The sequence below is a fragment of the Micromonospora sp. CPCC 205558 genome, from assembly GCF_036902955.1.
In the GTDB taxonomy this organism is placed as follows: domain Bacteria; phylum Actinomycetota; class Actinomycetes; order Mycobacteriales; family Micromonosporaceae; genus Micromonospora.
Genome location: NZ_JBAKHR010000006.1, coordinates 85218 through 107654, shown reverse-complemented (window position 1 = coordinate 107654; position 22437 = coordinate 85218). Strand labels below are relative to the sequence as shown.

General features: G+C 71.8%; 29 protein-coding genes. 12 read left to right on the top strand and 17 right to left on the bottom strand.

The window, feature by feature from the left end:
• Positions 1–26: 26 nt before the first annotated feature.
• The 4 genes from V6U86_RS07870 to V6U86_RS07855 are packed head-to-tail and all read right to left on the bottom strand — an operon-like array spanning position 27 to position 3466.
• Positions 27–1271 (bottom strand): metallophosphoesterase, encoded by a 1245-nt coding sequence (locus V6U86_RS07870; RefSeq protein ID WP_334500197.1) that lies wholly within the window; start codon positions 1269–1271, stop codon positions 27–29.
• 13 nt (positions 1272–1284) lie between these two features.
• A complete protein-coding gene (locus tag V6U86_RS07865; RefSeq protein WP_334500194.1) occupies positions 1285–1539 on the bottom strand; it encodes a MoaD/ThiS family protein in 255 nt (84 codons plus the stop codon).
• Positions 1540–1541: 2 nt separating this feature from the next.
• Positions 1542–2555 (bottom strand): GTP 3',8-cyclase MoaA, encoded by a 1014-nt coding sequence (gene moaA / locus V6U86_RS07860; RefSeq protein ID WP_334500192.1) that lies wholly within the window; start codon positions 2553–2555, stop codon positions 1542–1544.
• Entirely contained in the window at positions 2552–3466 is a 915-nt protein-coding gene (locus V6U86_RS07855) for a fructosamine kinase family protein (RefSeq protein WP_334500190.1), read from the bottom strand. Before V6U86_RS07855 ends, moaA begins: the two co-directional genes overlap by 4 nt.
• Positions 3467–3639: 173 nt before the next feature.
• Between V6U86_RS07855 and V6U86_RS07850 the strand changes: the two genes are divergently transcribed.
• The 3 genes from V6U86_RS07850 (at position 3640) to V6U86_RS07840 (ending at position 5391) form a co-directional block, all read left to right on the top strand.
• Positions 3640–4683, top strand: a complete 1044-nt coding sequence (locus tag V6U86_RS07850; protein ID WP_334500188.1) for a DUF4192 domain-containing protein — start codon at positions 3640–3642, stop codon at positions 4681–4683.
• A 61-nt stretch (positions 4684–4744) separates the two neighbouring features.
• Positions 4745–4996 carry a hypothetical protein gene (locus V6U86_RS07845; protein ID WP_334500186.1) on the top strand — a complete coding sequence of 84 codons (252 nt, stop codon included), beginning with the start codon at positions 4745–4747 and terminating at the stop codon, positions 4994–4996.
• The gene (locus V6U86_RS07840) at positions 4993–5391 is read left to right on the top strand and encodes a hypothetical protein (protein WP_334500184.1); all 399 of its coding nucleotides are present in this window, start codon (positions 4993–4995) and stop codon (positions 5389–5391) included. Before V6U86_RS07845 ends, V6U86_RS07840 begins: the two co-directional genes overlap by 4 nt.
• A gap of 18 nt (positions 5392–5409) precedes the next feature.
• Here the strand turns inward: V6U86_RS07840 and V6U86_RS07835 are convergent, their stop codons facing one another.
• A complete protein-coding gene (locus V6U86_RS07835) occupies positions 5410–5613 on the bottom strand; it encodes a DUF397 domain-containing protein (protein ID WP_334500182.1) in 204 nt (67 codons plus the stop codon).
• A 225-nt stretch (positions 5614–5838) separates the two neighbouring features.
• Between V6U86_RS07835 and V6U86_RS07825 the strand changes: the two genes are divergently transcribed.
• On the top strand, positions 5839–6555 hold the full coding sequence (locus tag V6U86_RS07825) for a GAP family protein (RefSeq protein WP_334500179.1): 717 nt from the start codon (positions 5839–5841) through the stop codon (positions 6553–6555).
• 13 nt (positions 6556–6568) lie between these two features.
• Here V6U86_RS07825 and fdhD read toward each other — a convergent pair whose 3' ends face one another.
• Positions 6569–7432, bottom strand: coding sequence for a formate dehydrogenase accessory sulfurtransferase FdhD (gene fdhD / locus V6U86_RS07820; RefSeq protein ID WP_334500177.1), 864 nt, complete (start codon positions 7430–7432; stop codon positions 6569–6571).
• 355 nt (positions 7433–7787) lie between these two features.
• On the opposite strand from fdhD, the gene mobA reads away from it, so the two are divergent.
• The 3 genes from mobA (at position 7788) to V6U86_RS07805 (ending at position 10006) form a co-directional block, all read left to right on the top strand.
• The gene (mobA, locus tag V6U86_RS07815; protein ID WP_442934905.1) at positions 7788–8555 is read left to right on the top strand and encodes a molybdenum cofactor guanylyltransferase; all 768 of its coding nucleotides are present in this window, start codon (positions 7788–7790) and stop codon (positions 8553–8555) included.
• Positions 8552–8818, top strand: a complete 267-nt coding sequence (locus tag V6U86_RS07810; RefSeq protein ID WP_334500172.1) for a DUF6457 domain-containing protein — start codon at positions 8552–8554, stop codon at positions 8816–8818. Before mobA ends, V6U86_RS07810 begins: the two co-directional genes overlap by 4 nt.
• 81 nt (positions 8819–8899) lie before the next feature.
• A complete protein-coding gene (locus V6U86_RS07805) occupies positions 8900–10006 on the top strand; it encodes a T3SS (YopN, CesT) and YbjN peptide-binding chaperone 1 (RefSeq protein ID WP_334500170.1) in 1107 nt (368 codons plus the stop codon).
• 125 nt (positions 10007–10131) lie between these two features.
• Here V6U86_RS07805 and V6U86_RS07800 read toward each other — a convergent pair whose 3' ends face one another.
• Complete coding sequence (locus V6U86_RS07800; protein ID WP_334500167.1) at positions 10132–10587, bottom strand: Lrp/AsnC family transcriptional regulator; 456 nt, start codon at positions 10585–10587, stop codon at positions 10132–10134.
• A gap of 59 nt (positions 10588–10646) precedes the next feature.
• Here V6U86_RS07800 and ddaH point away from each other — a divergent pair, with 59 nt between their 5' ends.
• On the top strand, positions 10647–11480 hold the full coding sequence (gene ddaH / locus V6U86_RS07795; protein ID WP_334500164.1) for a dimethylargininase: 834 nt from the start codon (positions 10647–10649) through the stop codon (positions 11478–11480).
• Between the two features lie 157 nt (positions 11481–11637).
• On the opposite strand, the gene V6U86_RS07790 is transcribed toward ddaH, so the two are convergent.
• Both V6U86_RS07790 and V6U86_RS07785 read right to left on the bottom strand, forming a co-directional pair.
• Positions 11638–12825, bottom strand: coding sequence for an ABC transporter substrate-binding protein (locus tag V6U86_RS07790; RefSeq protein WP_334500162.1), 1188 nt, complete (start codon positions 12823–12825; stop codon positions 11638–11640).
• Between the two features lie 81 nt (positions 12826–12906).
• Entirely contained in the window at positions 12907–13704 is a 798-nt protein-coding gene (locus V6U86_RS07785) for an alpha/beta hydrolase family protein (RefSeq protein WP_334500160.1), read from the bottom strand.
• A gap of 84 nt (positions 13705–13788) precedes the next feature.
• On the opposite strand from V6U86_RS07785, the gene V6U86_RS07780 reads away from it, so the two are divergent.
• The gene (locus V6U86_RS07780; protein ID WP_334500157.1) at positions 13789–14391 is read left to right on the top strand and encodes a bacterial proteasome activator family protein; all 603 of its coding nucleotides are present in this window, start codon (positions 13789–13791) and stop codon (positions 14389–14391) included.
• Between the two features lie 2 nt (positions 14392–14393).
• On the opposite strand, the gene V6U86_RS07775 is transcribed toward V6U86_RS07780, so the two are convergent.
• From V6U86_RS07775 to V6U86_RS07765, 3 genes are all read right to left on the bottom strand, one after another.
• Positions 14394–15206: an HAD family hydrolase gene (locus V6U86_RS07775; protein WP_334500155.1), complete on the bottom strand. Its 813-nt coding sequence runs from the start codon at positions 15204–15206 to the stop codon at positions 14394–14396.
• A complete protein-coding gene (locus tag V6U86_RS07770; RefSeq protein WP_334500153.1) occupies positions 15206–16027 on the bottom strand; it encodes an HAD family hydrolase in 822 nt (273 codons plus the stop codon). Before V6U86_RS07770 ends, V6U86_RS07775 begins: the two co-directional genes overlap by 1 nt.
• A gap of 163 nt (positions 16028–16190) precedes the next feature.
• Positions 16191–16928 (bottom strand): hypothetical protein, encoded by a 738-nt coding sequence (locus V6U86_RS07765; protein WP_334500150.1) that lies wholly within the window; start codon positions 16926–16928, stop codon positions 16191–16193.
• A 131-nt stretch (positions 16929–17059) separates the two neighbouring features.
• On the opposite strand from V6U86_RS07765, the gene V6U86_RS07760 reads away from it, so the two are divergent.
• From V6U86_RS07760 to V6U86_RS07750, 3 genes are all read left to right on the top strand, one after another.
• The gene (locus V6U86_RS07760; protein ID WP_130405704.1) at positions 17060–17491 is read left to right on the top strand and encodes an OsmC family protein; all 432 of its coding nucleotides are present in this window, start codon (positions 17060–17062) and stop codon (positions 17489–17491) included.
• Between the two features lie 165 nt (positions 17492–17656).
• On the top strand, positions 17657–18004 hold the full coding sequence (locus V6U86_RS07755) for a metallopeptidase family protein (RefSeq protein ID WP_334500806.1): 348 nt from the start codon (positions 17657–17659) through the stop codon (positions 18002–18004).
• A 101-nt stretch (positions 18005–18105) separates the two neighbouring features.
• On the top strand, positions 18106–18828 hold the full coding sequence (locus V6U86_RS07750; protein ID WP_334500143.1) for an AIM24 family protein: 723 nt from the start codon (positions 18106–18108) through the stop codon (positions 18826–18828).
• Between the two features lie 49 nt (positions 18829–18877).
• Here the strand turns inward: V6U86_RS07750 and pheA are convergent, their stop codons facing one another.
• The 5 genes from pheA to V6U86_RS07725 form a co-directional block, all read right to left on the bottom strand.
• On the bottom strand, positions 18878–19834 hold the full coding sequence (gene pheA / locus V6U86_RS07745) for a prephenate dehydratase (RefSeq protein ID WP_334500141.1): 957 nt from the start codon (positions 19832–19834) through the stop codon (positions 18878–18880).
• Positions 19835–19844: 10 nt separating this feature from the next.
• Positions 19845–20339, bottom strand: a complete 495-nt coding sequence (locus tag V6U86_RS07740) for a hypothetical protein (protein ID WP_334500803.1) — start codon at positions 20337–20339, stop codon at positions 19845–19847.
• A gap of 169 nt (positions 20340–20508) precedes the next feature.
• Positions 20509–20892 carry an ACT domain-containing protein gene (locus V6U86_RS07735; protein ID WP_334500138.1) on the bottom strand — a complete coding sequence of 128 codons (384 nt, stop codon included), beginning with the start codon at positions 20890–20892 and terminating at the stop codon, positions 20509–20511.
• A 75-nt stretch (positions 20893–20967) separates the two neighbouring features.
• Positions 20968–21426, bottom strand: a complete 459-nt coding sequence (locus tag V6U86_RS07730) for a hypothetical protein (RefSeq protein WP_334500136.1) — start codon at positions 21424–21426, stop codon at positions 20968–20970.
• Positions 21427–21592: 166 nt separating this feature from the next.
• The gene (locus tag V6U86_RS07725) at positions 21593–22330 is read right to left on the bottom strand and encodes a hypothetical protein (protein WP_334500134.1); all 738 of its coding nucleotides are present in this window, start codon (positions 22328–22330) and stop codon (positions 21593–21595) included.
• Positions 22331–22437: the final 107 nt, after the last annotated feature.

The following is a 22437-nucleotide window of genomic DNA, read 5'->3' as shown; positions in this document are numbered from 1 at the left end:
GCCGCCACGCGCGGACGTGACATCCGCTATGCCGAGCGCAGCTCGACCAGACTGATCTGCGGCTCCGCGCCGACCCGGACCGGCGGCCCCCAGAAGCCGGCGCCGTTGGTCACGTAGACCTTGGTGCCGTCGACCTCACCGAGCCCGCTGACCACCGGCTGCTCCAACCGGACGGCCAGGTTGAACGGCACCATCTGCCCGCCGTGGGTGTGCCCGGACAGTTGCAGGTCGACGCCGTAGCGGGCCGCCTCCTTGGCCGCCAGCGGTTGGTGCGCGAGCAGGATCACGGGCCGGCTCGGGTCGCGGTCACCGAGAGCGGCGGCGAAGTCCGGCCCGGCGGCGAGGCCGGTGCCCGCCCCGGTGAGGTCGTTCACGCCGGCCAGGTCGAGCACGCCGCCCCGGGCCTGGATCTCCTGCCGCCGGTTCTGCAGCACCCGCAGACCGAGCCGGTCGACCTCCTGGACCCACTCCTCAACGCCGGAGTAGTACTCGTGGTTGCCGGTGACGAAGAAGCTGCCGTAGCGGGAGCGCAGGTCGCGCAGCGGCGCGGCTGCCGAGCCGAGCTCGGCGACGGACCCGTCGACCAGGTCACCGACGACCGCGACGAGGTCCGCGTCGAGCCGGTTGATCGCGGCGACGATCCGCTCGGTGTGTGCCCGGCCACGCAGCGGGCCGAGGTGGATGTCGGAGACGGTGGCGATGCGCAGGCCGTCCATGCTGCGGGGGAGTTTGGCGAGCGGGATCTGTACCCGGTCGAGGTGCGGCGGGCCGAGCGCCGTGCGGACGCCGTACCCCACTGTGCCAGTGGCGGTGAGGCCGGCGAAGATGGCCGCCCCACGGGCCAGCAGCAACCGACGGGACGGGTCGTGGTCCGGTGCCGCGACGGCGCCGGCGGCCGGCGGCTCGGTCGGCCCGGCGGCACCGACAAGCACCGGCTCCGGCGCGGCGGTGGTCGGCTCCGCGGCGACCACCCGACGGCGCTGCACCAGCCGGGTGACGAGCATCGGGACTTCCAGCACGACAAGCACGATCAGCAGGTAGAACATCAGCGCGAGCCACACGTAGCCCGGCCAGGCGAGCCAGTAGAGCCCGGCCTGCGTCCCGGCCATCGTGACCGGCACGAGCAGGGCCAGCACCAGGGCGGCGACCCCGCCGATCCGTCGCCAGCGGCCCGGTGTGGTGGTGTCCCGAACGAGCCGCTTCCACAGGTAGAGGTGGATGAGACCGGTGACCAGCGCCAGGACAGCCACGAACCCCAGAACCGCCATCATGTGTGCGCCTCCCTCAACCGCCCGCGAACGGGGGCAGGACATCGATCGTGGCCCCGGCCGGTAGGGGTGCCTGACGATCATGACAGGTGACGCCGTTCACGAGGAAACTCGCCACCCGCAGCACTCCGGCGAGCCGGTCGCCGTGGCGCTGGGTCAGCTCGGCCGTGAGGTCGTCGAGTGACCGCCCGGCGGGGACGGCCTCCTCGGCGCGGCCGGCGGCGGCGCGGGCGCCCGCGAAGTAGCGGATGGTCAGCGAAGGCCCCTGCACGCTCAGCCTCCGATCGCGGACATCGGGCGGGTCGGCTGGAGGAAGGTGGGATCGTCGATGCCGTGCCCGGCGCGCTTGCCCCACATCGCGGCACGCCAGCGTCGGGCCAACTCGTCGTCGTCCGCCCCGGCGCGCAGCGCGGCGCGCAGATCGGACTCCTCGGTGGCGAAGAGGCAGGCGCGGACCTGGCCGTCGGCGGTCAACCGGGTGCGGTCGCAGTCCCCACAGAAGGGGCGGGTGACGCTCGCGATCACACCGACGCGGGCCGGGCCGCCGTCGACCAGCCAGGTTTCCGCTGGTGCCGCGCCGCGCTCGGCCGGGTCGGGGCTGAGATCGAAGACGGTACGCAGCGAGGCCAGGATCTCCTCGGCGGTGACCATGGTGTCGCGGGCCCAACCGTGCTGGGCGTCCAGCGGCATCTGCTCGATGATCCGCAGCTGGTAGTCGTGGTCGAGGGCGAAGCGGAGCAGCGCCGGAGCCTCGTCCTCGTTGACACCACGCATCAGCACTGAATTGATCTTCACGGGGCTGAGCCCGGCGGCCGCCGCCCCGGCGAGCCCGGCCAGCACCGCGTCGAGGCGGGGGCGGCGGGTGAGCCTGGTGAACCGGTCCGGATCCAGGGTGTCCAGGGAGACGTTCACCCGATCCAGGCCGGCCGCCCGCAGCGCCGGGGCCAGCCGGTCCAGGCCGATGCCGTTGGTGGTCAGCGAGACCCGGGGGCGGGGTTCGAGGGCGGCGACCGCCGTCACGATGTCGACCAGCCCGGGTCGGATCAGCGGCTCACCGCCGGTGAACCGCACCTCGGTCACGCCGAGCAGCTCGACAGCCACCCGGACCAGCCGGACGATCTCCTCGTCGGTCAGCAACTCAGGGCCGGCCAGCCAGGGCAGCCCCTCCGCCGGCATGCAGTAGGTGCAGCGCAGGTTGCACTTGTCGGTGAGGGACACGCGCAGGTCCCGGGCGACCCGGCCGTACCGGTCGACGAGGACGCCGTCGGTCCCCGGGGCGGCGCTCACCTGTCGACCGTAGCGCGCTCGGCCCGGCCCAGGACGGCACGGGAGGTCTGGACGACCACATCTCGGTAGCTGGCACCGAAGAGCGCGGTGTGCACGAGCAGCAGGTGCAGCTGATGCAGTGGCACACGTTCCTGCCAGCCGTCCGCCAGTGGCCAACTCTCCTGGTAGGCGGCGAGCACCCGGCCCAGGTGGGGGACGCCACCGAAGAGGGCGAGCTGGGCGAGATCCGTCTCCCGGTGCCCACCGTGCGCGGCCGGGTCGACGAGCCAGGCCCGGTCGTCGGCCCCCCACAGCACGTTGCCCGGCCACAGGTCGCCATGGATGCGCGCGGGCGGCTCGTCGCCGCCGAGCCCGTCCAGGCGACCTGTCACCTGCTCGACCAGAACCGCATCGGCGCTGGTCAGCGCACCACTGTCAACTGAGCGCCGCAGGTAGGGGGTGAGGCGCCGCTCGGCGAACCAGGTCGACCAGCGCCCGCCGGTGGGTGTGTTGTCCTGTGGGAGCGAGCCGATGAACCCGGGCCAGGTGGCACCGAAGGCGGTTGCGCCTGCCCGATGCAGCCCGGCCAACTCCCGGCCGAAGCGCTCCGCGGCCTCCGGCGTCGGTTCGCCGGGCTCCACCCAGTCGAGCGCCAGCAGCTCCGGCAACACCACGATCACCTCGGGTACGGCGACCGCGCCCGCCTCCCGCAGCCAGCGCAGGCCGGCGGCCTCGGCGGCGAAGAAGCCCTCCGGCACCGGTCGGTCGGCGTTCTCCGGCCATGACTTGGCGAAGACGGAGTGGCCGTCTTCGAGGGTGAGCCGGGCGGCGGCGCAGATGTTTCCACCGGCGACCGGCGTCTCCCGGAGCCGCTGATGGGTCCGGAAGGTCGGGAGGTGCGCCGGATGCGCGCGCAGGTACGCCAGGTCCATCAGCGCACGGTAACCGCTCCTTACGACAGCCAGGTGTCCCCCGACGACATCGGCGCTCTTTCCGCACTCGTAGGTGTGGCGTGAGCAGGGAAAACACGCTAAGTAACTGTGGATAAGCCGCGTGTCGTCCACAGGGGTGGCCGGGCTCGGTGCCCCCACCGCAGGCTTCCGACATGACCTCGACCGAACGCCCTCAGCTCGCCGTCCGCTCACCCGCCGACCTGATCGCCGCCGTGCCGTACCTGCTCGGGTTTCACCCCACCGACAGCGTGGTCGCCGTGGCGCTGGTCGGTCGGCAGATCATCTTTGCCGCCCGCGCCGATCTGCCCGACCCGACCGATCCGGGCGGGCTGGCCGAGCACCTGGCTGGTGTGATCCGTCGGCAGGGCGCGGAGGCGGCCACCGTGGTGGGTTACGGGCAACCCGAACGGGTCACTCCGGCGGTGGACGCGGTGCGCGACGCGCTGGTCGGCACCGGCCTGCAGGTGCTCGACGCGCTGCGGGTCACCGACGACCGCTGGTGGTCCTACCTCTGCACCGAGCCCGACTGCTGCCCGCCCGAGGGCCGCCGCTACGACCCGACCGTCAACCGGGTGACCGCCTCGGCGGTCTTCGCCGGTCAGGTCGCACTGCCCGACCGGGCTGCCCTGGTGGCGCAGGTGGCACCGGTGGACGGCCCGGCTCGGGCCGCCGCCCGCGAGGCCACCGCACGCGCCGAGCTGAGACTGGCCGAGCTGCTCGAGCAGGCGCCCGAGAGCGACCTGCTCGGCGCTCGGGCGCTGCGCGCCGCCGGGGTGGCGGCGGTCCGCGAGGCCCAGCGCCGGCAGCGGCGTGGCGAACGGCTCGACGACGACGAGGTGGCGTGGCTGAGCCTGCTGATGACCCATCTGCCGGTCCGTGACCATGCCTGGGAACGCACCGACGGCCGGGACCGGGACATCGCGCTCTGGACCGACGTGCTGCGCCGCGCCGAGCCGGAGGTGGCCGCCGCGCCAGGTGCGCTGCTGGCATTCGCCGCCTGGCGTGCGGGACAGGGCGCGTTGGCGGCGGTCGCGCTCGAACGCACGCTCAGGCTGCACCCCGACTACTCGCTCGCCCTGCTGCTGGACGACCTGCTCCGGCGCGGCGTGCCCCCGGTCGAGCTGGACGGCTGGCCGTCGGTCGGGATGCCCGGGGTCATCCGCCCCCGTAAGAGGAGCCGACGTGGTCGCCGTTGACCCGCCCCGCCGTGCACGCGGTAATACCGACGGTGCTACCGGAATTGATACGCTGGAGGGCATGACCGTGAAGCGCTCCGTGAGCCTCCCTGACGACGTCGCGGAGTGGCTCGACCAGCAGCCCAACGTCTCGGCCGCCATCACCGCAGCGGTGCGGGCCCAGATGGGCGGGACGCACCTCGACGAGGTGCTGCGGCGAGCCGGCATTGAGGTGACGGAGGCGGGCCGGGCGCGGTGGCGGGAGCGCCTGGCGACGCCCATTCCGGCGGACGCTCTGGCCGAGGGGCGTCGGATGTTGGGTCGCGCCGAATGAGCGATGAGATCGCGGTCGTGTTCGACGCGTCGGCCTTGACGGCCTACATCGAGGGCAACGCCTCGGTGGGGGAGTTGATGCTGGAGGTCGCCGACGAGGGCCGGCAGGTTGCCGTCCCAGCGACCTGCCTGGCGGCGGCCTTCGCGAGCGTGGCTGACGAGATTGATGCCGCGCTACTGGCTCTGATGATGAGTGCCCCGATGATCCGTCTGCTGCCGCTCGACGCCGATGACGTGCGAGACACCGGCAAGCTGGCCCGCGCGGTGGACGGAGACATCTCGTTCGGCCAGGCCGCCATTGCGGCCCTGACACACGAGGCGCACTACGCGACCGTGCAGCCCAAGGTGGCGGCGAAGGTGCTACCGACCAACTGGAGCATCCTCGACCTGGCCTGACGGGCGACTGGGCGAGCCCTAGCCGACGGGGCCGATCTCCCTCGCCAGCCGGACGAAGCCCGCCCAGGCGGCCGGCTCGAACGTCAGCGTGCCGCCGTCCCGGTCCTTGGTGTCGCGTACGAGCACGACACCCGGCAGGTTGTCGGCCACCTCGACGCAGTTGCCACCGTTCGAGCTGCTGCGGGTGCTCGTGCGCCAACGGGCGCCGGTCAGGTCATCCATGCTCGCGCTCTCATCAGGTCGATGGTCAGGTCTCGCGGTAGCGCTAGCGACCTCACGCTATCCCAGACCGCCCAGAGTGGAGCAACGTCATTACTGAGGCGTCCGGCAGCCTGGCGGCAACGCCCTCCGTCGAAGGATGTACGCGTCGCTCCTGACCACGGCCGACGCAACCCGGTCACCACCGCCAGAGAATGATCTCGTGACCGTTCTCCGTGTTGGTAAGACATGACCCCCGAGTTGCTGCTGTCGCTGGCCGGGCTGGCCTTGATCGACAGCACCAGCATCGGCACCCTCTTCATCCCGGTCTGGCTGCTGCTCGCGCCCGGTCCGGTCAACGTCCGGCGGATCCTGGGTTACCTCGCCACCATCGCGGCGTTCTACCTCGCGGTGGGGCTGCTGCTGGTCTGGGGCGGCAGCACGCTGGGCGACGCGCTGGGCGGTGCCCTGGACAACCGGGGCGTCCTCTGGGCACAACTCGTCCTGGGCGTGGGAATGCTGGCGCTCAGCTTCCGCTACGACGGCAAGCGGCGTCCCCGTACCGGTGGTGTGTTGCGGTGGCGGGACCGGGCCACCGCCGGGGATTCGTCGGCCCGCTGGTTGGTAGGGCTCGCGCTGCTCGCGGCGCTCGCCGAGGTGGCGACCATGCTCCCGTACCTCGGCGCGGTGGGTCTGTTGACCACCTCGGGAGTTCCAGCGGCGGGCGTGGTGGGGTTGCTCACCGGGTACTGCCTGGTCATGGTGCTGCCGGCGGTGTTGTTGCTGGGTGCCAGGGTGGTCCGCCCGCGGCTGGTCGAGCCGGTGCTGGCCCGCCTGAACACCTGGATCGTCACGAAGGCGGGCAGCGCGTTGGGCTGGATCCTCGGCATCGCCGGTTTCCTGATCGCCCGCGACGCCGCCGCACGGCTGGCCCTGTTCGACCTGATCGACCAGATCGGTCGCTGACGGGCCGCTCGCGTCAGGCTGGCTGTTCCACCGTGATCCGGTGCGGCCCGGTGTAGACGTTCATGGTCCGCCCGCGCAGGAAGCCGACGAGTGTCATCCCCGCCTCGTCGGCCAGTTCGGCAGCGAGGGTGCTCGGGGCGGACACCGCGGCCAGCAGCGGCAACCCCGCCATCCAGGCCTTCTGGGTCAGCTCGAAGCTGGCCCGTCCAGAGACCAGCAGCAGGTGCCCGGCGAGCGGCAGCCGGCGTTCCCGCACGGCCCAGCCGATCACCTTGTCCACGGCGTTGTGCCGGCCCACGTCCTCCCGGAGCACCACCAGCTCGCCGTCGGGGGTGAACAAGCCGGCCGCGTGCAGCCCGCCGGTCCGATCGAAGCCGCGCTGGGCGGCGCGCAACCGGTCCGGCAGCTCGGCGAGCAGCGTGGCCGGCACGCTGAGCGGATCCGCCGCGACCGGGAAGAGCGACCGGGTGCGGACGGCGTCGATGCTGGCCTTGCCGCAGACCCCGCAGGAGCTGGTCGTGTAGAAGTTCCGGGACGGGTCGGTGGTCGGTTCCGGTACGCCGGGCGCGAGCACCACGTCCACCACGTTGTACGTGTTAGGTGTCTCCGCGCCGGCGCAGAGCTGTGCGGTCAGCACGTCGTCGGTCGACCGGATCAGTCCCTCCGTCAACAGGAACCCGATGGCCAGGTCCAGGTCGTCGCCGGGGGTGCGCATGGTGACGGCGAGAGGCTGGCGTCGGCCGGGGCCAGCCGCGCCGACCCGGATCTCCAGCGGCTCCTCCACGGCGAGCGTGTCCGGTCGGCGGACCGATCCGCGCCCGGTCGCCGCGTCCAGGTCGATCCGGAGTACGCCACGTCGATCAGTTGCCCGTCCCATCCCGCCATCCTCCACCCCGCGCCGGCCCGCCCGCACAACCACCAGCCATCACCCCACCCCATCCCCAAACCCCACCCCGCCCCCACCCCACGCGCGGTGATCATGAAGTTATCCGCGCGTGTCGTCGGCGTGTCGAGCGATAACTCCATGATCACCGGGGCGAGGGGCGAGGGGCGAGGGGCGAGGGGCGAGGGGCGAGGGGCGAGGGGCGAGGGGCGAGGGGGCTGGGTCAGCAGGGCCGGAGGAACCGGGTGAGGGCCTTGTGAACGGGCCTGACCGCGCGCCGGCCTGACCGCGCGCCGGCCTGACCGCGCGCCGGCCTGACCGCGCGCCGGGCGGATCGTGCGCCGGGGGGATCCTGCGCGGGGCGGACCGTGCGTCGGGCACGACGGAGCGGTGGCACGGCTACGGTGGCCGGGTGGGGACGTACGCCGCCGTGGTGCTCGCGGGTGGGGCCGCCCGACGGATGGGCGGGGTCGACAAGCCCGCGCTTCCGGTCGGTGGCCGGCCGATGCGTGACCGGGTGCTGGCCGCCGTCGCCGACGCGACGCCGCGGGTGCTGGTCGGTGCGGCCCAGGCCGTGCCGGCGGGTGTGCGGGTCGTCCGGGAGGACCCACCCGGTGGAGGCCCGGTCGCTGCGGCGGCTGCCGGCCTGGCGCTGCTGCCTCCCGACACCACAGTGGTCGCGCTGCTCGCCGCCGACCTGCCGTTGCTCACCCGGGCGGCGATCGGTGACCTGCTGAAGCACCTCGACCGGGAGATCCCCGACACCGAACCGGCCCGCGGCGACTCTGCTCCGGTGTCGCCGGCCCGCAGCGGCCTCGCTCCGGTGCCGCCGGCTGGCGGCGGCCTCGATGGCGAGCCGGGACCGGACGGGGCGTGCTTCGTGGACGGGGACGGGCGGCGGCAGTCGCTCTGCGGTGTCTGGCAGGTCGGCGCGCTGCGGGCAGCGGTGGACCGGTTGACGGTCGAGCGGGGCGGCAGTCTGGCCGGAGCCCCGGTCCGGGCGCTGCTCGCCGGTCTCGTCGTGCGGGAGGTGCCCTGGTCCGGTGAGGGCCCGCCGCCGTGGTTCGACTGCGACACTGACGAGGACGTACGCCGGGCGGAGGAGTGGGCGCGATGACGGTGATGGACGACTGGGTCACGGCGGTGTGCGCCGAGTTGGATCTGGATCCGGCCGCGGTGCCGGTGCCGGCGGTGCTGGATCTGGCCCGGGACGTCGCCCACCAGGTGCTGCGTCCGGGGGCGCCGGTCACCGCGTACCTCTTTGGTTTGGCGGTTGGCCGGGGTGCGGAGCCGGCGGACGCGGCGGCCCGGCTCAGCGCGCTGGCGGGCACCTGGCCGGTCGAGTTGGGTGCCGACCCGGCGGACCCGACGGCTCCCTGACCGCCGTTGTCCGATCCCGGTCCGGGCTGATCCGACCCACCGGCGGCGTGGGTAGGGTGATCGTGACGGACGGAGGCGATCATGACGGCTGACCACCCCTCGGCCCCGCACGGTGAGCTGCCCGGCGCTTCGACCGAGCCGGCGGAATCGATCCTGCTCGACGAGCCCAGCACCACCGACCTGCGGGCGAAGGTGACCGAGGCGTGGCGGGAGTTCGCCCGCGCGCTCGCCGTGCGGCTGCGGGAACTTCCCGTCGGCGCGCACCTCGACGTGACCCTCGACCCCACCGCCTCCGGCACGGGGGACGCCGTCTATTCGATCAGCGTCGACGTGGACGCGGACCGGGTGCTGTCCGCCCGCGCGGTCGGCAACGCCACCCTGCCGGCGGGTTACCGACTGGACCGGGGCGCGGTGGCGGACATGGTCGCGCTCGGTTGGTCCCCACCCGGGGTGGTCGCCGGCTCCGGCGGTTCCTTCGGGTTGAACGCCACCACCGCCGAGTCGACCCAGGTCGCCACGCTGCTCTCCCGGACGCTGCGGGACGTCTACGGTGCCCCGCACCCGGCCTTCCTCGTCTACCTGGTGCACGACGCCGAGGGCGAACCGTTGACCGTGGACCCGTTGGGCACCGCGCGCAGCGAGTTCGGCCCGGACGGCGATGTCGAGGCGGACCTGGAGGAGGCGTTGGCCGAGGCAGCCGCCGCGCAGGTCGAGCGGGACGACGTGCTCGACCTGGCCGACCGGGTCCGTACCGTGGTCTCCACGATGTTGAAGTCGGACACCGACCGGTTGCAGGTCGACTCGGACGGCGACATCAACATCCGCGCCGGCTCGGCGATGGTCTTCGTGCGGGTGCGGGACAACCCGGCGCTGGTGGACGTCTTCTCCCCGGTGCTCACCGAGGTGGAGCCGACCGAGCGGCTCTACGTCAAGCTCTCCGAGTTGACGAACCGGATGCCGATCGGCCGCCTCTACTGCGCCGACGACACGGTCTGGGCGTCAATTCCGGTGTTCGGCCGCAATTTCCAGGCGACCCATCTGATGCTGGCGGTGCAGGTGATGACCGGGCTCGCCGACGAGTTGGACGACCGTCTGCACGGCGAGTTCGGCGGCAAGCGGTTCTTCGGCGAGGGTGACAAGCCGGTCCGGCGCGACGAGTCGGAGCACCGCACCGGTATGTACCTCTGAGCCCGACTGTTCAGTGGCCCCGTCGGCGGAGGCGCCGTTTCGGGAGCTGGCAGGGTAGATCTTGGACACTTTCCGTTCTGCGCGAACGGAAAGTGTCCAAGATTGCCCGCCGAGGCGGGTGACGCTCAGGCGGACGGGCCGACGCCGGGCGATTCGACCAGCCGGGAGAGCACGATGGTGCTGCGGGTGGAGGTCACGAACGACTCGGCGCGCAGCCGCTCCAGTGCCGCCTCCAGGTGGCCGATGTCGGCGGCGCGCAGGTGCACGAGCGCGTCCGCCTCCCCGGAGACGGTGTACGCGCCGACCACCTCGGGGTGTCGGCGGGCGGCCACGCCGATCTGCGCCGGGGTGGTCCGGCCGGCGCAGAACAGCTCGACGAAGGCCTCCGTCGTCCAGCCGACGGCGGCCGGATCAACGACGGCCGTGAATCCCCTGATCACACCGGTGGCGCGTAGTCGATCGACGCGACGCTTGACCGCTGGGGCGGAGAGTGACACCCGAGCGCCGATGTCGGCATAGGACGCGCGGGCGTCCGCGACGAGTAACGCAATGATTCGCTGGTCTACCGCGTCTATCTGCAACGTTCCGCCTCTGGGAAGCAACGCTTGTGGCTGTTTTCAAAGTTCCACGGTACCTACTCTTGGTGACCGTGAACCAGCAGCGTTTCCCGCGAAAGCGGACATATCTCATGTGCTCGCCGGAGTATTTCGCGGTCGAGTACGCGATCAACCCGTGGATGGACGTGACCACCGCCGTCGACCGGGACCTGGCCGTCAAGCAGTGGGACCGGCTGCGCGAGACGCTGGTCGGCCTCGGCCACGAGGTGCACCTGCTCAGTCCCGAGCAGGGCCTGCCCGACATGGTCTACGCCGCCAACGGTGGCTTCGTTGTGGACGGCAGCGTCTACGGTGCCCGGTTCAAGCATGAGCAGCGGGCCGCCGAGGCCGCCGCCCACCACGCCTTCTACGAGGCGCAGGGCTGGCGGTTCATCGCGCCCAGCGAGATCAACGAGGGTGAGGGCGACTTCGCGTACGTGCCGGAGGCGCACGGCGGGCTCATCCTGGCCGGGCACGGCTTCCGCACCGAGATCCCGGCGCACGTCGAGGCGCAGGAGGCGTTGGGTCGTCCGGTGGTGTCGCTGCGCCTGATCGACCCGCGCTTCTACCACCTGGACGTCGCGCTGGCGGCCATCGACGACGAGAACATCGTCTACTTCCCGGGCGCGTTCTCCGCGGCCAGCCAGCGGGTGCTCACCCAACTCTTCCCGGACGCGGTGATCGCCGACGACGAGGACGCGATGGCCTTCGGGCTCAACCTGGTCAGCGACGGCGCGAACGTGGTCCTCAACAGCGAGGCCATCCGCCTGGCCGGAAAGCTCAAGGCGGCCGGGTACACCCCGGTCCCCGTCGAGTTGGCCGAGCTGAAGAAGGGCGGCGGCAGCGTGAAGTGCTGCATCGCCGAGCTGCGGCACTGAGCCGAGCTGCGGCACTGACCTGGGCTGTGGCACTGAGCCGAGCTGCGGCACTGACCTGGGCTGTGGCACTGGCCTGAGCTGCGGCACTGACCCGCGAACGCCTCGGGGCCGGCCTCCCACTGGGAGACCGGCCCCGAATCGTGCTCCGGGTGGGCGTTCAGCCCAGCGTGGCCAGCTCGTTGATCAGCACGTTCGACATGACCTGACCGTCGCGTTGCACCTCGCGCAGGTACCACTTCTGCTGCGGCGTACGCGGCTGGTTGAACTGCCAGATGCCGCGCGGGCTGTCGATCTGGCCGATCTTGCCCAGGGCCAGGTTGACCTGCTGCGGCGTGGGCTTTCCGCCGGCCAGCTGGATGGCCTGGTCGAGCACCTGCGCTGCGTCGTACGACGCCATCGCGTACGTGGTGGGGGTGACCTGGTACTTCTTGCGGTACGCCGAGGCGAAGACCCGGTTCGACGTGTTGTTGAGGTCGGCCGAGTAGTTCAACGCGGTCTGGATGCCCAGCGCGTTGTCCTTCAGGTTCTCCAGCACGGTGCCCTCGGTGAGGAAGCCCGGTGCGTAGATCGGCCCGGCGAACTTCTCGCGCAGCTGCTTGATGAACTCCACAGCGGCCGCCCCGGCGAAGAAGCAGAAGACCGCCGTGGGCTTCTTGGCCAGCGCCTTGGAGATGTCCGAGGCGTATGTCGTCTTGCCGGGGTTGCCGGTGGCGCTGGTGTAGGTCACCGGGTCGCTGATCCGCGGGTCGTTCAAGCCGAAGTCCTGCTTGAAGCCGCGCACCACGTCCGGGCTGCCGACGTTCTCCGGCATGATGATCGCGACCCGGCCGTTGGCGGGCAGTTGGTCGCGCAGGTAGCGGCCGATCGCCCGGCCGGCCTCGTCGAGCACGTACGAGGTCCGCCAGATGTAGAAGACGCTCTGCAGGCTGCTCGGTGAGGCGTTGGAGCCGATCAGTGGGACCCGGGCCTGCTCCACGGTGTCCCGGATGCCGACCATCACCGCCGAGTTGACCACGCCGGTGAGTGCCAGCACGCCCTGCTTGAGCAGACCCTCGACGGCGGCCTTGCCCGTCTTGGCGGTGTCGCCCTCGTCAGCGGTCAGCAACTCGACCGGGTGGCCGCCCAGCCGCTGGTCGTGCAGGTCGAGGAAGAGCTGGAAACCATTGGTGATGTCGTCGCCGATGCTCTTGAGACCACCGGCCTGCGGCGTGATCAACCCGATCTTGACCGGGCTGCGGTTGGCGGTCGGTTCGGCGTCACTGTCTGAGCCACACCCGGCGACGAACCCGGTGGTACCGAGCGCGGCCAACAGTTGGAGCGCCCGTCTGCGATTCATCTGCGACACCGAGTTCCTTCCACGGAAGCGTTGCAGGGCAGAACACCGCCCCTCCGGCGTTCTACCTGGTCCGCGACGCTGCGTCAATGGCTAGTGATCATCGTGCAGGGACCGCAACGCGGCGAGAACCTGAGGCCAGGCGACGGAGTCCGGATCGATAAGCCCGAAATGCTCGCATTGGGGCAGTTCAACAAGGGAAATATCGGAACCTGCGGCACGCGCCTCCGGGACGGAATCCCGGCTCATCTCCACCGGGACCTGCTGATCGTCCGTACCATGAACGACTACCGTACGTGTTCGCGTCGGTACCAACATCCGTGGATCCGTGGTCGCGTACCGGTCCGGGACCTGCGTCGGGCCGCCGCCGAGCAGCGCGGCGACCGCGCCCGAGTCCAGATCTCGCCGGTACGCCTCCCCCAGATCGGCCACCGGGGCCAGGGCGAGCACCCCGCCCACCGTTGCCGGGGCGGTGGCCGCCACGTACAGCGCCAGGTGGCCGCCGGCGGAGTGCCCGACCAGGATCGGCGCGGCCAGGCTCACCCGGCCGGGCAGCGCCTCGGCCGCCAGCACGGGCAACTCGGCCACCCCGGTCAGCACGTCGGTCAGGGTGCCCGGCCAGCCGCCCCCGGGCTGCCCCGTCCGGCGGTATTCCAGCTGCGCCACCGGGTAGCCGTGCGCGGCGAGGGCCGCGGCCAGAGGGCCGGTGTGCCGTCGGTCGTACTCGGCCCGCCAGAACCCGCCGTGCAGGACGACGACCAACCGCCGGGCCGGCCCGGCCCCCGCCGGAAGGCGTAGATCGGCCACCTGGTTCGGGTCGTCCCCGTACGCCACGGTCCGGTCGGGCTCCGGTGCGGGCCGGGTCAACACTGCGCGCGGGTCGACAGGCATGGCGCGACGGTAGCGCGCCCCGCCCGGGTGGTTCGGCCCCGGGAGTCGGTCCCGGGCGGCATGCCTCGGGCCCGCTGGGTAAAGATGGACCACATGACCGAAGCGCGCTCCGCTGGACAGAACGACGAGCCCGGCCCCGACGACTCCGGCCACTCCGGCACAGTTGTGGTGGTCGGCCCGGACGGTAAGCCGATCGGCACGATGCAGACCGACGAGGGCCAGGGTGAGGACCCGACCCGCCTGGTCGAACAGCCGGCCAAGGTGATGCGGATCGGCAGCATGATCAAGCAGTTGCTGGAGGAGGTGAAGGCCGCACCTCTCGACGACGCCAGCCGCAACCGGATGCGGGAGATCCACGAGCGGTCGATCGTCGAGCTCAAGGAGGGCCTCGCCCCCGAGCTGCGCGACGAGCTGGAGCGCATCTCGCTGCCCTTCGCCGAGGACAAGGCCCCCAGCGAGGGTGAGCTGCGGATCGCGCACGCCCAGCTCGTCGGCTGGCTGGAGGGCCTGTTCCACGGCATCCAGGCGGCGCTGGTGGCCCAGCAGATGGCTGCCCGGGTGCAGCTGGAGCAAATGCGCGGTGGCCGGCAGGCGCTGCCCAGCGGCCCCGGCGGGGTCGTCCCCGGGATGCCGGGCATCGGCCAGCCGGGCGGCGGCGAGGGTCACAACACCGGCCAGTACCTCTGACCTCAGTCCACCCCGAAGATCTTTTCCAGGTACGCCGCCACGCCGTCCTCGGTGTTCGCCGTCGTCACGTCGTCGGCGACCGCCAGGACGGCGCGGTGCGCGTTGGCCACCGCCACGCCACGACCGGCCCAGGTCAGCATCGGTACGTCGTTGGGCATGTCACCGAAGGCCAGCACGTCCGCCGCGGCCACCCCGAGCTGGTCGCAGTACCAGGCCAGCCCGGCCGCCTTGGTCACACCGGCCGCGGAGATCTCCACCAGCCCCGAGGACGACGAGTGCGTGGCCTCGGCCAACCCCGCCACCGCCGTGGCGATCAGCTCGGCGAAGGCATCCGGGTCCTGCTCGCCGGCTCGGGCGAGGAGCTTCACCGCCGGGGCCGAGAGCAGCTCCTCCGGCGTTTCGACGGGCCTGATGGCGCCAGCGTCGGCGTCCCAGCGCAGCGGGTAGTGCGCCTCATGTCGCATTTCCCGGCTGTCCAGGATCTCCACGGCGAAGCTGATCCCGGGCACCTCGGCCCGTAGCCTCCGGGCCACCTCGGCCAGGTGGTGCGGTGCGAGCGGGTCGGCCCGCACCACCTCGTCTTCGAACGGGTCGTAGACCACGGCGCCGTTGGCGCAGACCGCCGGCAGCGGCTGGGCGAGCTGGTCGTACACCATCTTGAGCCAGCGGACCGGACGGCCGGTGACCAGGACGACCGGCGTGCCTTGCGCGGAGATCCGGGCGAGCAGGTCGGCGGTGCGCGGGCTGAGTGTGTGGTCGTCGCGGATCAGCGTGCCGTCGATGTCGGTGGCGACGAGGCGGGGCGTGTCTTCCATCAGCGGGACAGTAGCCGGTCGAGATACACCGCCACCCCGTCGTCGTCGTTGCGCAAGGTCACCTCGTCGGCGACGGCGCGCAGCGCGGGGTGCGCGTTGGCCACGGCCACCCGCGACCAGCCGGCCCACCCGAACATCGGCAGGTCATTGGGCATGTCACCGAAGACCAGCACGTCGGCCGGGTCGACCCCGAGGGTCTGCGCCACCACGGTCAGCCCGGTTGCCTTGTCCACGCCGGGCGGGCAGATCTCGACGAACCCGAGCCCGGCCTGGGTGAGCGTGGCGACGTGCGGCGGGACGATCTGGCGGGCCACCTCCAGCAGTTCGTCAACGTGGTGGTCGGCGGTCCGGGCAAAGGCCTTGATCACGTCGGAGGCGAGGCACTCGTCACGGGTGCGCGCTTCGAAGCGGTCCTGGTAGGGCCAGCTCTCGTGGTAGTCACCCCACAGCGGGGCGTCGTGCTCGTCGGACGCCTCGACCATGACGGTCAGCGGGCCGACCTCCGCCTCCAGATCGGCGAGGAGCCGGGCCAGCACCTCGGCGGGCAGCCGCTCGTCGCGCAGCACCACCGGGCCGCTGGGGTCGCTCTGGTCGACAACCCACCCGCCGCCGGCCATCACCAGGAAGTCGGCGGCGCGGATGTCGTTGCGGGTCAACTCGCTCAACCGAGGGCCGCGTCCGGTCGCGCCGACCACCGGAATTCCGGCGGCGCGCACCCTGTCGAGCACCCCATGGGTGTACGCGGAGACGGTGTCATCGCTGCGGACCAGCGTCCCGTCGAGGTCGGTCGCGATCAACTTGGGCAGTCCCGGGCGGGTCATCGTTCCTCCTTCGCCCGCCGCCGTCGCACCTGCCATGGCCAAGGAAACTGTGGCCCGGCGTGACGGCGGGCAGCAACCGTACCTCGCGGAACGGGTCGCATCCATGGCTTCCAGGCGAATCGGACCCCAACCCCCAGTGGCCGTGCGATGCCCGACCTTTGAGTCAGGACAAGTGCTCGGGGCGGGCGAAGGGGGCGGCGGGGGTGACTGTCAGGTCGGTCGGGGCCGGCAGGCCGTCCTCGACCGGGTCCCGGTCGCGACGGCGGCGCCACGGGCCCGGCGCTGGCCCGTCGGCGGGCCGGTCCTCGTCCGCTGGGCCGAATGCGCCGGGGGGTGCGACGGGCGCCAGCCGCAGGGCGGCCGCGAACAGCACACAGGCGGCGAACGCCATCACCAGCCCACGGCCGTACTCGGTGTGGTAGCCCTCCTCCGGCGGGTAGAAGAAGTTCCGCTGACCGGGGTCGTCAAGGGTGGCCGTGGCGACCACCAGCAGTGCCAGCAGGGCACCGGCCAGGGTGAGACCGAGCAGCCTGGCGTTCGGCCGCACGGCCGCCGTGCCGCGCAACGCCAGCGCCACGGTGCAAACGAGGACGAGCACCCCGACCAGGTAACCGACCCCGAAGCCGCCGATCTCGGACACCCCGGCGGGCACCTCGAGCGTCGAGTTCCCGTCGGGCCCGTCGTTTGGCAGGCTCATCACCAGCCACTCACCGATGAGTGAGGCGATCGCGGCCACCGCACCCAGACCGGCGAGCAGCAGAGGCAGCCGAGGATCCTGCGTGAAGCTGGCCAGGGACCAGGTGAACCGGCGTCGCCGGGCCGTGTCGACGGCACCCCACTCGATCACGGCCGGGGCCTCGGATCGGTCGCCCTGCCGCGGGATTGGAAGCTCCTCGGACATCGGCCATCCTTCCGCCGGTCACGGTCCTGGGTCGCATCATGGCACAGCGAGTTGGCGGTGACACGGATCGCAGGGCTGGCGAGCGCGCCGGTCTGTCGCTCGGCGGTCGCCTTTCCGCTAGCGTTTGCCTCATGCCAATCCGTACCGCTTCAGCACAGTGGCAGGGCAATCTCACCGAGGGCGCGGGCACCGTCCGCACCGGTAAGGGCGGCCTGTCCGGCAACTACTCCTTCAAGTCGCGCTTCGAGGAGGGTGAGGGCACCAACCCCGAGGAGCTGATCGCCGCCGCGCACGCCGGCTGCTTCTCGATGGCGTTCTCCAAGGCGCTTGCCGACGCGGGCTCGACGGCCACCTCGGTCGAGACCACCGCCAAGGTGCACCTGGACAAGACCGACGCCGGCATGACCGTGACCCGGATCGACCTGGAGACGGTGGGCCAGGTCCCGGGGATCGACGACGCGGAGTTCCAGAAGCTCGCCGAGGCCGCCAAGGCCAACTGCCCGATCTCCCGCCTGCTCTCGCCGGGTGCCGAGATCACCCTCAGCGCCCGCCTGGCCGCCTGAGCGAGTCGATCCACGCAGTCCACGGAAGGAGCCTCCGCCCGGTCCCGGGTGGTCGCTCCTTCCGTGCATGTGCGAAAGACGGCACGCATGCGTGACTGACGGCCACTGTCGTCGGGCACGACCGGGTCGCGTCCCCCCGCGTGGGGCACAATGGGCGAGGTGCCGGTGGAGATGAGCCGTGAGCGCTTCGAGGAGTTGGTCGGCGAAGCCCTCGACGAGGTGCCCGAAGAACTGCTCGGCCTGATGAACAACGTGGTGATCCTGGTCGAGGACGAGCCGCCACCGGGAGAGGCCGATCTGCTCGGCCTCTACGAGGGGCACGCGCTCACCGAGCGCGGTTGGGGTTACTCCGGCGTACTGCCGGACCGGATCTTCATCTACCGCCGTCCGATCCTGCGGATCTGCGACAACGACGAGGACGTCATCGACGAGGTGGCGGTGACCGTGGTGCACGAGATCGCCCACCACTTCGGCATCGACGACGCGCGGCTGCACGCGCTCGGCTGGGGCTGAGCCCGCCGCTCGACGCCCACGCCGCCCGACTGATGGCTGGTGCTTGCCGAGGTCGCCTACCGTCGGTGCAGCGAACGCGACCCTATTCAGGAGGCCTTTTCATGCGCAGCGAGCTGTTCTCCACGGAGAATCTGGAGAAGGAGTCCGCGCAGCCCGGCATGCGGTTGCAAAACTCCAAGATGTTGAAGATCGAGCTCAACGGCGAGGCGATGGCCCGGGTCGGGTCGATGGTCGCCTACCAGGGGAACGTGCAGTTCCAGGCGCTGGGCTCGGGCGGCCTCGGCAAGTTCCTCAAGCAGAAGCTCACCGGCGAGGGCGTCCCGCTGATGAAGGTCTCCGGTCACGGTGACGTCTTCCTCGCCGAGCTCGCCAAGGACGTGCACATCATCGACCTGGAGCCGGGCGACGCCCTCTCCATCAACGGCAGCAGCGTGCTCGCCTTCGACTCCACCCTCCAGTACGACATCCGGATGGTCGGCGGCGCCGGGATGGCGTCCTCGTCCGGCCTCTTCAACTGTGTGTTCAGCGGCTACGGGCGGATCGCCATCACCACCAAGGGCACCCCTGTCGTGCTCAACGTGGACGCACCGACGTACGTCGACCCGCAGGCCGCGGTCTGCTGGTCGGCCAACCTCCAGACCGGCTACCACCGGGCCGAGCAGCTCGGCCTGGGCACACTGCTCGGCCGCCGCACCGGTGAGTCGTTCACCATGAGCTTCGCCGGTCAGGGCTTCGTCGTGGTGCAGCCGTCCGAAGAGCCGCCGGTCATGGGCAGCGGCCAGCAGCAGCAGGAGGGCGGCCTGCTCGGCGGTCTGCTGAGCTGACCGCTGCGGGCGCGGGCGCTCCCGATCTGTTGAGGGTGCCCCCGTCCGGTCAGGTCAACTCACCGGTACGCAGTCGGGTCAGCCAGGCCGCCGCGTCGGCGTAGTCGACGTCGGAGAGGCCCGCCGGGGCGGGTACCGGGCGTTCGCCCGCCGCCTCGGCCCACCGGTGCCGGGGATAGGAGCCCAGGAAGCGGACGTCGGCACAGACCCGGCGCAGCCCCTGCAACGCCTCGCCCAGTCGTACGTCGGCGACGTGGCCCGTGCAGTCCAGGAAGAAGACGTAGCGGCCCAGCGCCTCGCCGGTCGGACGGGACTCGATCCGGGTCAGGTTGACCCCCCGGACGGCCAACTCCATCAGCACGGACAGCAGCGCGCCGACGCGGTCGTGGGCGATGTAGACCGCGAGCGACGTGAGGTCGTCACCGGTCGGCGGCGGGGGCGGCCCGGGACGGGACACCAGCGCGAACCGGGTCACCGCGTCAGGGTGGTCGGCGATCTTGTCGGCGAGCGTGGTGAGTCGGTGCCGGGAGGCTCCGATCGGCGCGCAGATCGCCGCGTCGTACTCGCCCGTGCCGGCACCGGCGGCGGCCGCGCCGTTGGAGAGCACATCGACCACCACGGCGTCGGGCAGGTGATCGCGCAGCCAGCCCCGGCACTGGGTGGATGCCTGTGGGTGGGCCGCCACGGTGTGGATCGAGGTCAGCGAGGTGCCGGGCCGCGCGGCGAGCACGAACTCCACCGGCAGGATCACCTCCCGGGTGATCACCAACGGCTCGCCCTCGGCCATCTCGTCCAGCGTGACGCCCACCGCGCCGCCGATCGAGTTTTCCAGTGGCACCAGCGCGGCATCGGCGTCGCCGGCGCGGACGCTGTCCAGCGCCTCCCCGACGCTACGGGCGGGCGTACGGGTGCCGCGTTCGGCGGCGGGCACGGAGCGCAGAGCCTGCTCGGCGAAGGTGCCCTCCGGCCCCAGGTAGACGAAGTGCGTCGGCGGTGTTCCTGGCATGCCGATCAGCCTACGCACCCGGTCCGCTGGCCGGGCCGGCGTCACAGGCGAGGGTGCGGATCCCGGCCGGGCTGGTGGCGCGTACCTCGATGGTGCAGACGTCCGTGCCGGCGGTGACCAGCGCCGGGGCGCTGGGCTTGCCCCGGGTGACCACCTGGAGTTCCTCGTGCCCGGTCACGTCCAACACGGTGAACTGCCAGTCGCCGGCACAGAGCGGCCCGGTGCGGACCTGGACCCGGACGTTCGCCGGCAGCACTCCGGCCCGCCCGCGCAACAGTTGCAGCACCCGCTGCCCGGTCGGCCCGTTGCGGCAGGCGGTCGCGACCAACCCGGCGTCCGCTGTGGGCGTGACCGTGGCGAGAGGCGGTGCGGTGGCCGGCGTGGTCGCCGGTGCGGTGCTCGGGCCGGGCGTCGTCGGGGTCGTGGCGTGCGTGGGCACACCGGTCGGCTCCCCCAGCTCGGGTGGGGCGCCACAGCCGGCCAGCACCGCGACGGCGAGTGCCATCGGCAGGGCTCGGGCGATGGTCCGCGCGGGAACGATCGCCGCCCGCGGTGAGGGGGGAGCGGGGTGGGGTGGGGTGAACGGCACGGGCCGATCCTCGAAGACATCGGAGAATTCGTCGCGGCCGGGGTGGCCGAGCCCATCGTAGGGTGGGCGGCCGATCGGGTGAAGGTCAGCCGGTGACGCGGTGCCCGGCCCGCTGGAGCGCGGCCGTTCCCTCGGTCAGCCGGACGGTCGGCACCAGCAGATAGTCGGTGTCGAACGTGGAGAACGTGACGGCGCTGACCCGGGCCTCGGCGAGCGGGTCGACGAGCGCGGCCAGGCTGCCGGCCAGCGTCACCGGGGCGGTGACCCGCAGACAACGCCAGGTCGTCTCCACCACCGCCTGCGCCGGAGCCCGGTCGATGGGGCAGATCACGGAGATCCCGTCGGAGGTCCAGCTCACCGTCACCACGTCCGCACCGCGCAGCCCGCTCGACAGCGCGTACGGCAGGGTGGCGCCGGCACCCATCCGGCACACAGCGTATTCCCCCGGCAGCAGAGCGATATCGAGCATGAGGGCACCCTACGGCCTTCGGGCGTGCCTGCCCCGGCAACGCCGCAAGCGGCGAAGGACGCACTGCGCCGCAGGTCAGACCTCGGAGAAGAAGGTGAGTGAGCCGGCGACGGCGCCGTCGGTGAGCACCGGGGTGGAGATCGCGTCGACTGTCGCGTCGGAGCTGTTCGCCGAGGCGGCCTGCACTCGGAGCAGCCCACGGGCGAGTCGGCCGGAGGAGAGCGCCAACAGGGGCGGGATCTTGTCGATCTCGGCTTCGGTCAGCTCGCCCCGGTTGGCAGTGAAGTCGAGCAGGCGCAGCCCGCCGGCGAGCAGCGGTCGCCCGATCAGCCCGTCCGGCTCGCCGAGACAGAGCAACTCGCAGCCGGCCGTGGAGATCGCCACCACCAGGGTGTCGGCGTCGATCAGCAGACACGGCTCATCGGCCCGGGAGACTGTCGACGACCATTGGCCGACGTTGTCGGACTCCGGCTCTGTCGAGGCCCGCGCCGCCGGCACGAACGCCTCCGAGAGCGAAAGTTCGACGTGGGCCACCGCGCCTCCTATGTGCACCGATCGACTGTCCACGCTAGCGGGTCGCCGACGGAATCACCGAGCGCACCGGGTCACCGGGCGCGCGGCGTTTGCCGGGGCGACCGGTGACGGCGCGGAGACCGGTGAGGTGAAGGGGGACCGGAGCCGCGTGGCGTCGCCGGTGACGTTACCGGCGGTGGGCCGGCTTGTCAGCGGCCGTTCGGCCCTCGTCATACCACCGGTAGTCGGCCGTTGGACGGTACGTGCCGTTCAGCCAGGTGCCGGGGTGCTGTGCGACCCGGGAAAGCTTTTCGGCTGTGGCGGGGCTGATCCGGCTGCCACCGGCCACGAGGAGCCGGTCCAGTTCCCGGTGGGTGGCCATCAGGCAGTCCTTCGGGAGGCCGTAGACGCTGATCACGCCGGAGCCGACGAAGGTCAGCACCGGCGTCACCGGAACGGGCAGCCCGACCGCGTCGGAGAGGGCCTTGCTGGCCCGCTTGGCGTCCCGGCGGGACTCCGCCACGTACGGGGGCCGTTTGCCGTTGATCTGCACCACGTCGCCGGCGACGAGCACCCTGGCCCGGCCGTGGTCGGCGATGGTCACGGCAAAGAGGCCGCTAGGCCCGATGGCGAGGAACCCGGCTCGGTCGTCCTGCCCTCGGTCGAGCACGTCTGTCACGTCGGTGCGCGGCCACTCGATCACGTGCCAGGCCGGCCCGAGGTGGTCGAGTTGGCCCAACGCCCGCGCCCCGGCCGCCTCCAGGCGTCGGGCACCCCGCTCGGCCCGACGGCGGCGGGCCCATTCGAGCGGTGTCGGACGGACCGGTTCGAGAACCGATGGCGCCTCGACGCGGGGGTGTGGCACCGCCACGGGCGGCAGTGCCCGAGCGGACGGTACGGCTCGTCGTGCGGGAAAGACAGTCATCGCGACCTCCGGCAAAAGGTCCCTCGAAGTTATGTCCTCACTACCCTACGTTGCCACTACCGGTGTTCGGCAAGCCGGAACGCCGGAGTGACTGTGGATGAATGCCA

Excerpts from the sequence above, each read along its gene's own strand:
- V6U86_RS07775 (WP_334500155.1), bottom strand. The coding sequence starts at position 15,206 with ATGGAAGACACGCCCCGCCTCGTCGCCACCGACATCGACGGCACGCTG.
- V6U86_RS07850 (WP_334500188.1), top strand. The coding sequence starts at position 3,640 with ATGACCTCGACCGAACGCCCTCAGCTCGCCGTCCGCTCACCCGCCGAC.
- V6U86_RS07785 (WP_334500160.1), bottom strand. The coding sequence starts at position 13,704 with ATGCCTGTCGACCCGCGCGCAGTGTTGACCCGGCCCGCACCGGAGCCC.
- pheA (WP_334500141.1), bottom strand. The coding sequence starts at position 19,834 with ATGCCAGGAACACCGCCGACGCACTTCGTCTACCTGGGGCCGGAGGGC.
- fdhD (WP_334500177.1), bottom strand. The coding sequence starts at position 7,432 with ATGGGACGGGCAACTGATCGACGTGGCGTACTCCGGATCGACCTGGAC.
- V6U86_RS07725 (WP_334500134.1), bottom strand. The coding sequence starts at position 22,330 with ATGACTGTCTTTCCCGCACGACGAGCCGTACCGTCCGCTCGGGCACTG.
- V6U86_RS07740 (WP_334500803.1), bottom strand. The coding sequence starts at position 20,339 with ATGGCACTCGCCGTCGCGGTGCTGGCCGGCTGTGGCGCCCCACCCGAG.
- V6U86_RS07765 (WP_334500150.1), bottom strand. The coding sequence starts at position 16,928 with ATGTCCGAGGAGCTTCCAATCCCGCGGCAGGGCGACCGATCCGAGGCC.
- V6U86_RS07735 (WP_334500138.1), bottom strand. The coding sequence starts at position 20,892 with ATGCTCGATATCGCTCTGCTGCCGGGGGAATACGCTGTGTGCCGGATG.
- V6U86_RS07760 (WP_130405704.1), top strand. The coding sequence starts at position 17,060 with ATGCCAATCCGTACCGCTTCAGCACAGTGGCAGGGCAATCTCACCGAG.
- V6U86_RS07750 (WP_334500143.1), top strand. The coding sequence starts at position 18,106 with ATGCGCAGCGAGCTGTTCTCCACGGAGAATCTGGAGAAGGAGTCCGCG.
- V6U86_RS07835 (WP_334500182.1), bottom strand. The coding sequence starts at position 5,613 with ATGGATGACCTGACCGGCGCCCGTTGGCGCACGAGCACCCGCAGCAGC.
- V6U86_RS07810 (WP_334500172.1), top strand. The coding sequence starts at position 8,552 with ATGACGGTGATGGACGACTGGGTCACGGCGGTGTGCGCCGAGTTGGAT.
- V6U86_RS07780 (WP_334500157.1), top strand. The coding sequence starts at position 13,789 with ATGGACCACATGACCGAAGCGCGCTCCGCTGGACAGAACGACGAGCCC.
- V6U86_RS07805 (WP_334500170.1), top strand. The coding sequence starts at position 8,900 with ATGACGGCTGACCACCCCTCGGCCCCGCACGGTGAGCTGCCCGGCGCT.
- V6U86_RS07845 (WP_334500186.1), top strand. The coding sequence starts at position 4,745 with ATGACCGTGAAGCGCTCCGTGAGCCTCCCTGACGACGTCGCGGAGTGG.
- V6U86_RS07855 (WP_334500190.1), bottom strand. The coding sequence starts at position 3,466 with ATGGACCTGGCGTACCTGCGCGCGCATCCGGCGCACCTCCCGACCTTC.
- V6U86_RS07840 (WP_334500184.1), top strand. The coding sequence starts at position 4,993 with ATGAGCGATGAGATCGCGGTCGTGTTCGACGCGTCGGCCTTGACGGCC.
- V6U86_RS07870 (WP_334500197.1), bottom strand. The coding sequence starts at position 1,271 with ATGATGGCGGTTCTGGGGTTCGTGGCTGTCCTGGCGCTGGTCACCGGT.
- V6U86_RS07770 (WP_334500153.1), bottom strand. The coding sequence starts at position 16,027 with ATGACCCGCCCGGGACTGCCCAAGTTGATCGCGACCGACCTCGACGGG.
- V6U86_RS07825 (WP_334500179.1), top strand. The coding sequence starts at position 5,839 with ATGACCCCCGAGTTGCTGCTGTCGCTGGCCGGGCTGGCCTTGATCGAC.